General features: G+C 60.1%; 11 protein-coding genes and 1 pseudogene. 7 read left to right on the top strand and 5 right to left on the bottom strand.

The window, feature by feature from the left end; all coding sequences use genetic code 11:
• Positions 1-1,839 (top strand): type IV conjugative transfer system coupling protein TraD (gene traD / locus AC1RQK_RS39950; RefSeq protein WP_492815122.1); only part of this gene is annotated, 1,839 nt, incomplete at its 5' end.
• Complete coding sequence (locus AC1RQK_RS39945) at positions 1,836-2,546, top strand: IncC plasmid conjugative DNA transfer DtrJ family protein (protein WP_492815120.1); 711 nt, start codon at positions 1,836-1,838, stop codon at positions 2,544-2,546. The genes traD and AC1RQK_RS39945, both read left to right, overlap by 4 nt.
• A gap of 514 nt (positions 2,547-3,060) precedes the next feature.
• On the opposite strand, the gene AC1RQK_RS39940 is transcribed toward AC1RQK_RS39945, so the two are convergent.
• From AC1RQK_RS39940 to AC1RQK_RS39930, 3 genes are all read right to left on the bottom strand, one after another.
• A complete protein-coding gene (locus AC1RQK_RS39940) occupies positions 3,061-3,582 on the bottom strand; it encodes a hypothetical protein (RefSeq protein WP_492815118.1) in 522 nt (173 codons plus the stop codon).
• A 200-nt stretch (positions 3,583-3,782) separates the two neighbouring features.
• The gene (locus tag AC1RQK_RS39935) at positions 3,783-4,079 is read right to left on the bottom strand and encodes a hypothetical protein (protein WP_492815116.1); all 297 of its coding nucleotides are present in this window, start codon (positions 4,077-4,079) and stop codon (positions 3,783-3,785) included.
• Between the two features lie 638 nt (positions 4,080-4,717).
• Entirely contained in the window at positions 4,718-5,452 is a 735-nt protein-coding gene (locus AC1RQK_RS39930) for a TetR/AcrR family transcriptional regulator (RefSeq protein ID WP_492815114.1), read from the bottom strand.
• A 70-nt stretch (positions 5,453-5,522) separates the two neighbouring features.
• Here AC1RQK_RS39930 and AC1RQK_RS39925 point away from each other — a divergent pair, with 70 nt between their 5' ends.
• From AC1RQK_RS39925 to AC1RQK_RS39915, 3 genes are all read left to right on the top strand, one after another.
• Entirely contained in the window at positions 5,523-6,107 is a 585-nt protein-coding gene (locus AC1RQK_RS39925; protein WP_492815112.1) for a hydrolase, read from the top strand.
• A complete protein-coding gene (locus AC1RQK_RS39920; protein WP_492815110.1) occupies positions 6,104-7,204 on the top strand; it encodes an FUSC family protein in 1,101 nt (366 codons plus the stop codon). The genes AC1RQK_RS39925 and AC1RQK_RS39920 overlap by 4 nt, the downstream gene beginning before the upstream one ends.
• A 109-nt stretch (positions 7,205-7,313) precedes the next feature.
• The gene (locus AC1RQK_RS39915; RefSeq protein WP_492815108.1) at positions 7,314-7,772 is read left to right on the top strand and encodes a hypothetical protein; all 459 of its coding nucleotides are present in this window, start codon (positions 7,314-7,316) and stop codon (positions 7,770-7,772) included.
• Positions 7,773-8,312: 540 nt separating this feature from the next.
• On the opposite strand, the pseudogene AC1RQK_RS39910 reads toward AC1RQK_RS39915, so the two are convergent.
• Positions 8,313-8,956 (bottom strand): annotated as a pseudogene (locus AC1RQK_RS39910) (tyrosine-type recombinase/integrase).
• Between the two features lie 353 nt (positions 8,957-9,309).
• Here AC1RQK_RS39910 and AC1RQK_RS39905 point away from each other — a divergent pair.
• Positions 9,310-10,596, top strand: a complete 1,287-nt coding sequence (locus tag AC1RQK_RS39905) for a hypothetical protein (RefSeq protein WP_492815106.1) — start codon at positions 9,310-9,312, stop codon at positions 10,594-10,596.
• A gap of 432 nt (positions 10,597-11,028) precedes the next feature.
• Complete coding sequence (locus AC1RQK_RS39900) at positions 11,029-12,537, top strand: aminotransferase class V-fold PLP-dependent enzyme (protein ID WP_492815104.1); 1,509 nt, start codon at positions 11,029-11,031, stop codon at positions 12,535-12,537.
• A gap of 296 nt (positions 12,538-12,833) precedes the next feature.
• On the opposite strand, the gene AC1RQK_RS39895 is transcribed toward AC1RQK_RS39900, so the two are convergent.
• Positions 12,834-13,322, bottom strand: a complete 489-nt coding sequence (locus AC1RQK_RS39895; RefSeq protein WP_492815102.1) for a hypothetical protein — start codon at positions 13,320-13,322, stop codon at positions 12,834-12,836.
• Positions 13,323-13,559 lie beyond the last annotated feature (237 nt).

Below are 13,559 nucleotides of genomic sequence, written 5' to 3'. Positions count from 1 at the left end.
ATGTTGGGCTTCTACACGCTTGCCGCCTGGCGCCTGCATCAGGGCTACCGGATCGTGCGTTTTCACCGCAACTTGAAGCGGCTGCCGAAGTACGTCATCGCCGCAGCGGACGTACCGGTCTCCGATACCTTCCTCTTCCTCGGCCGGGGCTTTGCGTGGGACCAGCGCCACTCGCAGCGCCTGCTGCAGGCCCGGGATCCCGCCAACCAGAAATACGTGGCACGTGGACGCGGCGAATGGGGCGGCGTGGGAGGCGATCCCACCCTCCACGGTGTCGAACCTGACGAAGACATCGTCGTGATGGATCTGGCCGAGCGCAATGGCCATACGCTTGTGCTCGGCACCACCCGCGTCGGCAAGACCCGGCTAGCCGAAGTTCTGATCTGCCAGGATATCCGCCGCGGCGACGTCGTCATCGTCTTTGACCCCAAGGGCGATGCCGACCTGTTGCGGCGCATGTATGCTGAAGCCCGTCGCGCCGGGCGAGAGAGAGATTTCCATTTCTTCCACCTGGGCTACCCGGACATCTCGGCGCGCTACAACCCGGTCGGCAGCTTCAGCCGCATCACCGAGGTGGCCACCCGAACAGCAGGGCCGCTGCCCAGCGAAGGACAATCCGCCGCCTTTCGCCAATTCGTCTGGCTCTTCGTCAACGTCATCGCACGCGCACTCAATGGCCTGGGCCACAGGCCCAGCTATGCGCTGATCTATCAGCACGCCACCAATATCGATGCGCTGGCACAGGCGTATATCGATCACTGGCTGGACACGACACAGCCCAACTGGAGAAGTGCATTCGAAGAGTATGCGAGCGATGAGGACCGCCGCAAGACCAAGACCAAGGAAGCGCAAAAGACCCAGCATGCGCTGGACCTGCTGCTGCTCATCGATTTCATCAATGCGCAGGCATGGTTCGACCCGGTGGCCAACGCCTTGGCCGGGCTGGTGGCCAAAGAGCGCGGCTACTTTGAAAAGCTGGTGGCCTCCCTGTATCCGTTCCTGGAGAAGCTCACTACCGGAAAGATTGCCGAGCTCATCTCCCCCGACTACGAAGCAACCGGTGATGCGCGCCCGATTTTCGACTGGATGTCGGTCATCAACCGCGGGGGTATCGTCTACGTCGGCCTGGACTCTCTCTCTGACTTTGAAGTCGGCTCGGCTATTGGCAATGCCATGTTTGCCGATCTCACCTCCATCGCTGGCCAACTCTACAAGTTTGGCGCCGGCTTTGGCCAAAGTACCGCAGAAGGCAAACGCCGCATCGTCGTTCACGCAGACGAGTTCAACGAGCTGATCGGCGACGAGTTCATCCCGCTGCTCAACAAGGCCGGCGGCGCCGGCTTCCAGGTCACGGTCTACACCCAGACCTGGTCGGACGTCGAAGCCAAGATCGGCAACCGCGCCAAGGCTGGACAAATCGGCGGCAACCTGAACACACTCATCATGCTCCGGGTCAAGAATAACGAAACAGCCGAGATTCTGACTAACCAACTGCCTGAGGTTTCCGTCGCGTCAACCATGCTGGCCAGCGCCGCCTCGGACACCAACGACCCACGGGATTTTGAAGAATTCGGCTCCCGCAGCGAGGACCGCATTTCCACCCAGCGCATGCCAATGCTGACCCCGGCCGATCTGGTCAAGCTCCCCAAGGGCCAGGCATTTGCGCTGATCGAAGGTGGCAGGCTCTACAAGCTGCGCCTGCCGCTGTTCGACCCCAAGGCGGACGCCACCGATCTGGCCCTGCCAGAATCGCTCGAGGTGATCGCCGCCGACATGAAGGCCCGCTATGACAGCGCGGCCGAGGCCGAGACCCTCACCGTGCCGGGAGGCTGGCTATGAGCTCCCGCTACGAATTCCACGAACTCAAGGTCATCCACGTCTTCGTCTGGCCGCTCAAGCTGCTTTGGAAAATCCTGTACATCTATGGCGTGCTATGCGCCATCTGCGTGGCGACCTTCCTGCTGGCCGCCCACTATCTCTGGACCGACCCGGCGGAAAGCGCCTACCAGATTTACCGCCATTCGATGGAAGCGACCACCCTGCTCGGGGCACCCTCAAGGGCCACCTGGTTGGTACAACAATCCGCGGACTTCGCCTACTGGCTGTTCTTCCAGGTCACCCAGCTACACGACATCCTCTCCCGCCTCACCCACAACATTGCCAATAGTGGGACCGACGCCACAATCGGCGAGAGATTGCTTCGGCCGTGGCTCGAGGAAATGTGGATCGCAGCGCTGGCCGTGAAGACCTTCGGAAGCCGCCTGATGCTACTGCTGACCGGCTGGCCGGTGCTTCTGCTGGCCTTCTGGTGCGGCATGACCGATGGTCTCGTGGAACGCTCGATCCGACGCGCCAGCGCTGGGCGCGAATCGTCCGGCTTGTACCATCGCGCGAAATATGCCCAGTTGAGTCTGGGCGCCACCTCGGTCCTCGTTTTCGTCTGTCTACCGTATCAGCTTGATGTGCGGTGGGTGTTGTTCCCCATCGCCATGACCATTGGGATCCTGGCTAGGACGCAGTGGAAGTTTTTTAAGAAGTATCTTTGAACAGGCGGCTGTCCATGGGCGTCTTTTTTGCCGTTGCGGCACCTGGCCGCTTATCTCTCTTTGGACGTAGATTACCCCAATTTCGGCGAATCGCCGCTGGGCGGCATCGAATGGCCGGAACTGCCGGGAAGGGACCGCACCCCACGCCTCTCAGTCGACTCCTCCCCGACCCTTTACTGCCGTTGGGCCCCGCGCAGCCCCAACGGCAATTTCCAAGCCCCCTCAGTCGTCCGCCCGCGATGCCGGCACTGGGCGATTGAGTGACCGTTTGCTGGATAAAGCGGTCTTCTGAATGTCGGAGCCACGCGTCCGGCGAAGGTCCCGTCATGGCCGGGTGCGGCCCGACACCGAGCACAACCGAGCGTTCCTCCTGGACCGGTCCGCGTAGGGCAGAAGACGACCCATAGCGGCCTGTCGGATAGCTCCGAAGCGGACGCTCAAGCCGCGTCTTTGGAAGCTTCCCTGCGAAGCACGCGGACCAATTTTCTTGCGCGCTACGCCTAAGCACGAGGCGCTAACATAGCGTTGGGATGCCGTTGTATCTGAGGCTTGGGAAATCCGCGAGCCGCTGAAAATAGACATCAATTGATTGGTTGTCCCCAAGCACTCCGGACATTGGCTTACTGCTAAGCAGGGTGATGTGATAGAAGCCATCGTCGAGATAGATTTTCTGCTCTGATGGGCAATCAGGACGCCAATCAATTAGGTCGTAGAGGTCCCTGATGCACAGCATCCTATCCCGTACCACAACCCCGAGTCTGAGTTTGAAATCCTGGCTATCGACTATCGAATCTTCCGGGTAACCGCTGTAGATATTCAGCAAGAAGCTGCCCGAAGTTCCCGTACTAACGCCTACTAATCGGCCCTCGAGCGCTTGCTTCTCAACCACATCAGGGTCAAAGAATTCCTTCTGTAGATAGTCTTCACCATCGCGAATGGAGGCTGCGGAGAAAGGCGAGTAGATAAGTAAGCCAAGTCCAGAAACATCCAAGCGAAAGCTACTTATTATTTTCAAATTTTCGTGAAGTGCCGTCATCGCTTACCATTATGGATTCAAGCTGGCATGAGTCCATCCCTGTCTGGATCGAGTACCTCAAGCATAAAGGAAGGTCCCTTTATGGCTCGCCCCTCGGTCTAACCGCGCAGGGGCTTCCTTGTCCCAGAGGCAACTTGCGATACAAAGGGGCACTCGCACCTCCCCGATCTTGTCATCTGCCACCTCCGAACTACTGTCCTTCAAACCTCCCCCACGATTTGATCGCGGTATTCACGCCATCTCCCCAAGTTGGCGGCGGGTTGCTCCGACTGGTCGAGAAAGCTGCCGTCCGTAAAGTCAACAGCCTGACAGGAAAGGCGTTGGCAAAGGAGAAGGATCCCTCCGACAATGCCATCCTCAGCACGGACATGCAAACAGAGGCTATTGACTGGGTCCTCTTGCCCTACGTTGAACTCGATTGAGCCGAATTCACAGTCGTAGATGCCCCAGGAAGGATCATCCCAGCTCGTTCCCAGGAACACCTCCGACACTGCCATTTGTATATCCTTCAGCCGCCCTAGAGGAAGCGGACTCTCGTTGCTGGAGATCTCAGAAATTGACCTATAAGTCCGATTAAATCTAACCAAAGAAACGTCCCAGCTCATTCTTGTACCCTATGGGAGATCGAGTTTTTTGATGCTGCAGACTGGCATTGTCCACAAAGCGAGCTGAGATGTCGATTGACCGCTCCTGGCCGGGAAGGGCCGCCCGTGGCCGATTATCGAACGGGGTGGCCGACCCCTTGTCGGGCGACCGCCACCGACCCACTGCTGCCTGTCGAGCCATCAGAGGTTCAACGGCAGGTATCCGAGTGAAGCCGTCGCCCGATACGGGCACTCACGGTCAGCAGGTCGGGCCTTATGGAAGGCTTTGCATAGCGACCGCCATTTCCCTGCTCGTCTATCTACGGATGCCCGAAACACATGTCAGGCGAGCGGCCGCGAGCCCGGCGCGCCTTGCTTCGTAGAACCAGGGCGATTGCCGACGCCGCCGCGCGAAAATTCGACGGAGTGGATGGGTTGACCGTTTCCTCCAGGAGGCGCCGCGTCCGAGTGGTAGCGAAAGCGTCCAGGTGCACGCCGCCGGACGTGTTCGTTGCGCGGCGACGGGATGACGCGTAGGGCAGCAACAGCATTCACGCCGAGACGCCGGACTTGCCCTTGCTCTTCGGACCGGCGCCATTGCCCGAAGCGGAACGCCCCTTGCGCGCCGCACCTCGCTGCGCTCCACCGGTCTGTCCGCCACGCCCCGCTTCCATCACGTCCTCGAGGTAGTGCTGTACCACGCGCTGGAACTCCAGCATCGCCGCGTGACGGTCGGCCACGCTCGCATCGTGGCTCAGTGTGACGGCTGCCTTCATAAGATGCTGGACGACCACGGCCCGGAACAAAGCGTCTTTCGCAGACAGGCGCGGCGCGAGGGCGGCCAGCACGGATGCGATTCCTTTGCGCAGTCTTTCGCGCACGCCGGTGGCGCCGGGCAGCACGACATCATGCGCGTCGGCCAGCACCACGAAAGCGGGGTGCGTCGTGCGAAACGCCACGAACAACGTCGTCAGCCGGCCCGCAACGACCGATACGTCAAGCGACGGCACCTCCTCGCTCAGCCGGTCGAACGCTGCTTCAAGCTCAGTCACGTACTGATCGAGCAGCGTACCTGCGATCTGCTCTTTCGTCGGAAAGAACTGGTAGAGCGAACCGATCGACGACTTCGCACGCGCGGCGATCGCCGTCATCGTCGTTGCTTCGTACCCTTTTTCGGCGAATGCCGCGCTTGCGGCTTCCAGCAACGATGCGACCCGCGCATGTCCGCGGGCGCGGCTAGGCGCCTTGACGTCGCCCGTATTCGGCGTTGACTTTTGTGAGTTCATCCTCATATACTATTTGTGAGCACCCCCTCACAATACACCAGCGGCTCATCGCTTTCAACGGAAGACCATCATGTTGCAGAAACTTGACCCCAAGAATACCGCCCTCGTTCTGATCGATCTTCAGCAGGGCATCCTCGGATTCGGGAAAGCACCCCGCGCCGGCGAAGCCGTGCTGGCTGCCGCGGCAACGCTAGCAAAGCGCTTCCGGGAAGTGAACGCGCCGGTCGTCCTGGTCCGGGTGGGCTGGAGCGCCGACTTCGGCGATGCACTGAAGCAGCCCGTTGATCAGCCCATCGCGCTTCCCCCCGGCGGACTGCCCTCGAACTGGTGGGACTTCCCCGCCGAACTGGCGGTGGAGGAGCGCGACATCAAGATCACGAAGCGCCAATGGAGCGCTTTTTACGGCACCGAGCTCGACCTGCAATTGCGGCGTCGCGGCATCCAAACCATTGTGCTCGGCGGGATTTCGACGAACATCGGCGTCGAGTCGACAGCCCGCGCCGCGCACGAGCACGGCTACTCGCTGGTGCTCGTCGAGGATGCAATGAGCTGCGGCGCGCCCGAGCATCACCATGCGTCGCTGAATTACATCTTCCCGAGGCTCGGTCTCGTGCGGCAATCCGGCGACGTACTTGAGGCGCTCGCAGGCCAATGACGCCCGATGAACAAGCACAGCGTGGCCGGATAGCGACGATGAGCAGCGAACGGCACACCGGAGATTCGTTGCTCTTGCGCCGCGTCGAAACCGTGTTCGACGGGCGGGCGTTGGGTCGCACCATGTTTGCGCTCGTCCCGCTGCTCGTGCTTGCACTCGTATCAGGCAGATCTGAGTGGCTCACCGTTGCAATCGTGCCGGTCGCGATGCTCATTGCACTCGACCACTCGCAGCTCGCGCCGCTCGGCGTCTTCGCGCACGCTTCGGCGATCGGCGTGGGCTTCATGATCCTGATGGCGTCGCTCGCGCACCCGCTGCTCTTTGTCGTAGCCACCGTCCTGCTGGGCATGGGATCCGTGCTGGTGACCGCGGGCGGCAGCGCCTTGCGCTCGCTCGGCAACTTCACGTTCATTCCCTCGCTGTATCTTGCCTGCGAAAGTGGGGAAGGGGTCACGCGGCAAGCGCTTATCACCCGGAGCGTTGAGATTCTGCCGTTCCTGTTGATAGCGGCGTTGCCGATCTTGCTCGTTGCATCAGTCGAGCACTTCCACTCGCGCGAAACCGGCCAGCCGACTCTTGCGCATTTCGCAAAGTGGACTCGCCTCTCCCCAAACAGCGAGCGCAACGCATATATCGAGCTGGTGATCACCGTCGCGCTCGCGGTCGCTTGCGCTGCCGCACTTGTCGAATGGCGACACGTCGATAATGGTCAGTGGATGATCTGGTCGGCCGCCAGCGTCGTTACCGGAAATGCGGCAAGCGCCCGGCAGAAGTTTCGCAGCCGGCTCACCGGGGCTGTTGTCGGCGTTTCCTTCGGGGTGGCCGTTGGGTTGATGATCCCTCATGCGTCGTTTATGCGTGTGCTCGTTGTGTTCGCAGCAATGCTGACGCTCATCTGCATTCGTCCGTACACGCTCGCATTCGGCGTCCGGTGCGCCTGTGCGGCAATCGCATTTGCATTAGCGGGAAAACCGTGGATTTTTGGAGGCGAGCGCCTGCTGAACGTGGCAGTCGGCAGCGCCATTGGGCTGCTGTGTGCGCTCACGGCATCCGCCATTGCGGCGCATATGGAAGACACGTGCCGCTCGACGTGTTGAAACATTGCGCTCCTGTGGCTCGGCGCCAGCGAATGGAGCGTGCTCGGTGCTCGCGTGATCGTAGTGGTACTCGTCTGCGAGCGCGAAGCCCTGGTGGCCGAGCTCGTGGATGGCCGTGGTGATCAGATTGCTTGTGCGCACGCGAGCGTTCGGTCGCGGCCGGATCGGATTCACGCCGTTCACGCTCACGACCGCTACGAGAACTCACTTCTATTCGTACGATTTCACCACCGGCACTATCAAGCTTCATCGAATCGACAACGATGACGTAACCTCCGTGTGGAGCTCGGCCACGCTCATGGGTGCTGGGTGGACCGACCTCCTGCCGCTCGAAATGTATGACGGCTCGCGGCTCCTGCTACTGCATTCGAGGGTCAGCGGGATACTGCGCGTCTTCCGCATCCACAATGACGGGCAGGGGCTCGAGTATGTGTACACCGATAAGAATGCCGGCCGCGGCCCGTACAGCTTTGCGTCCTTCAGCCTGGATGGTCGTGCGTATTACCTGCGATACCGTTGGCCGCTTCTGGGTAAGAGCGCGACCCTCGAAGCGCTGCATGCGAACTAGCCCCGACTACAAGCGATCTGGGAGCTTACCTCGGAAGTTCGGCTGTATCCGTCCGGTGAGCTGGCAACAACGTCCCCGAATGCATCTTCAATAGCCGTTAGCCCCTGAAGCTGCTTCACCAACGGTGATACCTGAATGTCGGCTAAGGCCGACAAGCCATACTTCACCGTCGCGAATTGAATGCCGGTTCCTGAGTGGAACCGACGCCAGAATGTCTGAGCGGCGGTGCGAGCGAGTGACTCTTCATGGCCGGCAGGTGCCCTCCGTGAGCCCGGTTATCATCAGCTCTTCCCGACCCGAAGCGGTCTGTCGGATTGCTCCAAACCGGTCACTCAAGCCGCGTCTTCGGAAACTTCGCCGCAAAGGTCGGCTTTCCGGCTAGCAATGGCGCCCGAAACCAAAGGCCAGAACCGCCGGTAAAGCGGTTTGAAACCACTCAGCCGTCATGCACCAGAGTCTCAAGCAAGTCTAGGAAGTCGGAGAACGTCTGAGCTAACGATATCAGCGCCTCATCTCCGACCTTCTCGTGAGCGAAATACGCTACCGTCGGACGCTCCCATCTTCTGAAGTCCCGGCGAACACAGTCGCCGCATCGTCGACTTCAATGCCGAGGTAGCGACCGTACTTTCGAGCTTGGTGTGTCCAAGCAGGAGCTGGACCGCCCGAAGGTTCTTCATCCGCCTGTAGATCAGTGAAGCCTTTGTGCGCCGCATCGTGTGGGTGCCATACGCGGTATCGTCAAGTCCAATCGAGGCGATCCAACGATGTACCAGCCGGGCATATTGCCGCGTCGACAGATGCGGCGAAGCATACAATCGACTTGGGAAAAGATAGTCGGCAGACGTCAAGCCCCTCGCCCCGGCCCAGCCTTCGAGGCTTTGGCGTGTCTGCTCCGTTATCTCGAACTGTACCGGCCGTTGCGTCTTCTGTTGCATGACTGTTGCCCGGGATCCGACATGACTGCCCGGGCAGATATCCTGCACTCGCAGCCGCGTCAGATCGCACGCCCGCAGTTTGCTGTCGATCGCAAGGTTGAAGGTCGCCAGTTCACGAATGTTCGCAGCCATCTGAAGCCGCGTCCGAATCGCCCAGATTTCTTGGACCTTCAGCGGGTGCTTTTGCCCGGTTAAACTGCCCTTGTTCCAGGGCACACGATGACCGGTAGTCGGGTTCTCTGTTTTCATGACAATCTCCTTTCAATCGGAGGGAGATCCAGTCTGCGCTCCTTCGGGTGGACGCTAACCGACCTTAAGTGGAAGTTGCTTATTCCCAAAACCGGCCACTTGGCGGTTTCATAGTCGACAAACATTTCGACAGCGGTACGCGACAAGGTTGCTGGGTGCCAGAGCCCAGCATCCCACCCCGGGCGCAGGATCCGTTAGATTCTGCGCCCCCCCAAAAAAGCACGCCTGTGGCGGCTGCGTTATGCGACAAGCCGGGCTCGGGGCGTCGGCCGCTTCCAGTCCGGCGACGGGAGATGGATCCGGCTGTCCACCGTGCCGTCCTCTTTACGGAATCGTAACGTCGCGGTAATGCTATGCTCGGCGACACTTCCGATCCTGAACAGGCTGACAATATGGCGCTATACGAAATCTCTGGAGAAACGTTGACACCGATACATCAGAGCACGTTCGCCAGACTCGGGATTCTTGAGCGCCAGAATATCCAGCGAGCGGTTCGCACGCATATTGCCGCAATCACCCCTGGCGTGAGAACAATGGTGCTTGCGGAGGAGTTTGGCGACTGGGTTGGGGCCAACAGGCGCATTGACCTCCTCTGTCTTGATGAGCACGCAAGGCTGGTTGTCGTGGAGCTCAAGCGGGACGATGGCGCCCACATGGAACTTCAGGCTTTAAGGTACGCTGCAATGATCTCCACTATGCGCTTTGACCAGGCTGTGGAGGCGCACCGGAAGTACCTTGCGTCAGTTGGGTCCACCGAGATCGCAGAACAGGCAATTCGGGAGTTTCTGGAGCAGGAGGATGGCCCTGTGGCGCTTTCCGATACGGTCAGGATCGTCCTGGCGGCAGCGGAGTTTCCGCAGGAGCTCACAACCGCAGTCCTCTGGCTCAACAAACAGGGACTTGATATCCGATGCGTGCAAATGCGGCCACACACGATTGACGAGCGCGTCCTTCTCGATATTCATCAGGTCATTCCGCTTCCGGAAGCCGAGCAGTACCAGGTCGCAGTCCGTGAGAAGTCAATGGAACAGGACGCGGCCAGAGCACAGGACAGAGACCTGACGCGGTACGACTTGTCCATCGGCACGGAGACATTTGAGAACTTGCCCAAGCGTCGGCTGGCGTACGAAGTCGTCGCCGAGGGTATCCGCCGCGGACTATCTCCCGAAGCCATCGAACAGGCCATCCCCTGGAAGGGCAATCTCTTCGTGAAAGAGGAAGGAACATTGAACGAGGCTGGTCTGCTGTCCGCAACCGGACAAGCCAAGCTCCGTTGCTACACCGCGGACAGGGATCTATTTCATTCCGGTGCGCGAACATATGCGTTCACGACCCGATGGGGAAATCGCACTATTGAAGCGGTCGAGAACGTCTTGAAGATTATGCCGGGCACCAGCGATATCGAGTATGCGCCATCCTCTGACGTCACCGATACGGTCACCTATCTCGGTTACACGCTTCGACAGCGGGCCAGTGGCGCGATTGAAGTCGAGTTCGAAGGCGTACAAAAGGTCCCGGTGAAACCTGTCCTTCGCGAGCTGGCAGCGCTCTTGAACATCGGTCTCGGCAACGCCAATGGCAACGACATGAACACGAGGCAATTGGGCGCACAAGTGATGGAGGCAATCCGTCGGATCTGATTCGCGTTGCACGTTCCAGGCGCCCGGCCGATGCAACGGCATTACGGAGAGAATCGAGCCATCACCTCCGGAGGTGATGGCACATCATCGCTTACCCATCTGCACCGCTAGCGGAGATTGCACGCAATCTGGGCTTCTATCTCAAACGGCCGTTTTTGGCCGGGCTCGGTCCTTAGCAATCTAGGCGGAGCCTTGCCGACGCCAGAGGCGACTTGCGATCCTTCCGAGTCAGTCGGCGGCCTCACTGCGAATGGCCGGTCTTGCCCGCTACGGTTATTAAGTCGGCCCGTGCGGCCAGGCCGCATGCGCGAAAATATTCTACATAGCGCGCATTCAGTAGCATTGAATGCTACGCATTCCCCTCTCGGTTATGGATTTTGGAAGCAACTTTCAGTGCGTTCGTCGTAGCATTTCTACCCTTCTGAAGGATGAATGATGAGCACGGACACTCTGCGGTACTTCGATTACGCGGCAACCACACCGGCGGACCCTCGTGTCATGGAGGCGATGTTCGGCTGCTTGGGGGCCGCCGGCGTCTTCGGAAACCCTGCGTCGAACTCCCACGCTGCAGGGCTGAAGGCAAGGGATGTGGTCGAGGAGGCTCGCGCCCAGGTAGCCGCTCTCATTGGTGCAGAGCCATCCGAGATTGTCTGGACGTCCGGTGCGACAGAGTCGAACAACCTAGCGCTCAAGGGTTTTTTCGACCACGAGCCGACGCGCCGCCATTTGGTTACCAGCAAGCTTGAGCACAAGGCAATTCTGGACACCGCGTCGCACCTTGAGCGACTTGACGTTTCCGTTTCCTACCTCTTGCCGAATCCGGCTGGCGAGATTTCGCCGGCCGCTGTTAAAGCGGCCTGCAGCAATCAGACGGGCCTCGTTTCGTTGATGATGGTGAACAACGAGATCGGCACCCTCACCAATATTGCTGAGATCTCGCAGATTGTTCACGCCGCTGGCGCTCTGCTTCACGTGGACGCGGCGCAGGCTGCTGGCAAGACCGCGATTGACGTAAAGGCGATGGGTATAGACCTGCTGTCGATGTCGGCACACAAGTTCTATGGCCCGAAAGGCATCGGCGCGCTCTATGTGAGTCGCGAAGTGGCGCCGCGTATTGCCTGCCAGATGCACGGCGGCGGACATGAGCAGGGGCTGCGATCTGGCACCCTTGCCACGCACCAGATTGTCGGCATGGGAACGGCTTGCGAACTGGCGCGTACTGAAATGGCGTCGGACAACGAGCGCATCGCGCAACTGAGCGAGCGCTTGCTGAGTGGTGTGCGCGCGTCAGGCACCGTCACGCAGAACGCCAGTTCCGCGGCCCGCATTCCGCACACACTTAGTCTGACCGTGGAACTGCCCAATTTCCTCCCGTCCATGTTGACCGACGATCTGGCCATCTCCTCAACGTCTGCCTGCAATTCGGCGGCCGGCAAACCGTCTCACGTGCTGACTTGCGTCGGCATGGATGAAGATTCCGCGGAGCGCACAGTCCGTCTGAGCCTTGGACGCTTTACAACGTTGGCAGACGTGGATTTTGCAGTCGACTGCTTTCGCAAAGCCATAGAGCGCTGTATGGAAGTGGGCACGGGCCGACAGGACATGCTGATCAAGCAGCTCTCGAACGACTTGAGCGTGGCGCCACAGTTAAGCGGAGCCGACGTACGGGCGGCGCATGCGGTCGGGTTCCTTTCCATCGTCTGCAACCGGCACGATGGAGAGGCTGCCGGCCAGGTCCAGTTCGCGAAAATCGCGGAGGTGGCCAGTTCGCTTGGCATGGCCGCGCACTACCTGCCCGTAAAATCGGGGGGTGTCACCGTCGAAGCTGCTGCAGCCTTCGGTTTACTCATGGCGGAGCTGCCGAAGCCCATACTTGCGTACTGCCGTACGGGAACCCGTTCGGAGACGCTGTGGAATATGGCATGCACCAGGCAAGGCTGACGGGGCGGTCGGCACTGAAGAACTACGCGACGGGGCGTGCGCGGGCTGACGTCCAATCCTCGGCGTTGGGCCTACGATCCTGCGGAGGGTAAGCAAAACCCATAGGCCTTCTCGCCTGCCGAATCTGGATAGGACATCAACCCGGCGCTGGCGCGACACAAGCGCCCGCAGCATGTTGGTATTCAGTCGGTGACGAAGTACCGCCTGGACCGCAAGTCGTCGGTGGCTGTCCGGAGGGCATTCGAGGGTCTCCGCTCGACCCCGAGCGGCCTCTCAGCTATCCGCAATGCAGTCATTCAATCGCGCGCGCGGCGTGCCAGCAGCCAGCCAAACAGAGCGGCGGCGAATGAAATTAGCGCAAAACGTCCCGTTGATTTCATACCACTTCCAACGTTATCTTCTGCGCGCTTCTGGGTGAGCTCAAAGACTTCATGGCCATTTGAGATCAATCGGACGGTATGGGAACCACAAAATTCCACGTGAAGAAGCGCCCCAGATGGCAGCCCACTGAGTATGGTCATTCCGACCGGTCCGCTGGGATGCCGTCCACCTGTCGCTATGAGAAAGGAATCCCCGCCATTGATCAGATAGGCTCGCGCTCCCCCGATTCCATCGTCAACGCGCAGTATCCCGTCACGGCTGGTTACTGGGCATGGTAGGCCGACAGGTTGTCCCTGCCACAGAAGGAGCGTGAGCGAAAGTGCTGTCACGCCGCCCCCTATCCCCATCAGATAAAAAAACGCCCCCAGCATTTTCATCGTTGCGATTTGTACGTGTGGTTTCATTTGCGCCGGGCGATGCCGTCGCGCCATGTTTAGTACGCGATACCCGGGCTATTGTCGACGATCTAGCCTAAGCCGTCGACCGGCCGCTTGTGGCCGGGTGCGGCCCGACACCGAGCACAACCGAGCGTTCCTCCTGGACCGGTCCGCGTAGGGCAGAAGACGACCCGGAGCCGCCGTTCGATACCAGCCCGGTGTTACGTCTCTTTTCGACGCGCAGCCGTCATTCCGCGGTGGGAA

The sequence above is a fragment of the Cupriavidus sp. GW822-FHT02D05 genome, from assembly GCF_058802485.1.
This window is presented reverse-complemented; position numbering and strand designations above follow the sequence as displayed.

Coding starts and splice junctions, on each gene's coding strand:
- AC1RQK_RS39945 (WP_492815120.1), top strand. CDS start 1,836: ATGAGCTCCCGCTACGAATTCCACGAACTCAAGGTCATCCACGTCTTC.
- AC1RQK_RS39940 (WP_492815118.1), bottom strand. CDS start 3,582: ATGACGGCACTTCACGAAAATTTGAAAATAATAAGTAGCTTTCGCTTG.
- AC1RQK_RS39935 (WP_492815116.1), bottom strand. CDS start 4,079: ATGGCAGTGTCGGAGGTGTTCCTGGGAACGAGCTGGGATGATCCTTCC.
- AC1RQK_RS39930 (WP_492815114.1), bottom strand. CDS start 5,452: ATGAACTCACAAAAGTCAACGCCGAATACGGGCGACGTCAAGGCGCCT.
- AC1RQK_RS39925 (WP_492815112.1), top strand. CDS start 5,523: ATGTTGCAGAAACTTGACCCCAAGAATACCGCCCTCGTTCTGATCGAT.
- AC1RQK_RS39920 (WP_492815110.1), top strand. CDS start 6,104: ATGACGCCCGATGAACAAGCACAGCGTGGCCGGATAGCGACGATGAGC.
- AC1RQK_RS39915 (WP_492815108.1), top strand. CDS start 7,314: ATGGCCGTGGTGATCAGATTGCTTGTGCGCACGCGAGCGTTCGGTCGC.
- AC1RQK_RS39905 (WP_492815106.1), top strand. CDS start 9,310: ATGCTCGGCGACACTTCCGATCCTGAACAGGCTGACAATATGGCGCTA.
- AC1RQK_RS39900 (WP_492815104.1), top strand. CDS start 11,029: ATGATGAGCACGGACACTCTGCGGTACTTCGATTACGCGGCAACCACA.
- AC1RQK_RS39895 (WP_492815102.1), bottom strand. CDS start 13,322: ATGAAACCACACGTACAAATCGCAACGATGAAAATGCTGGGGGCGTTT.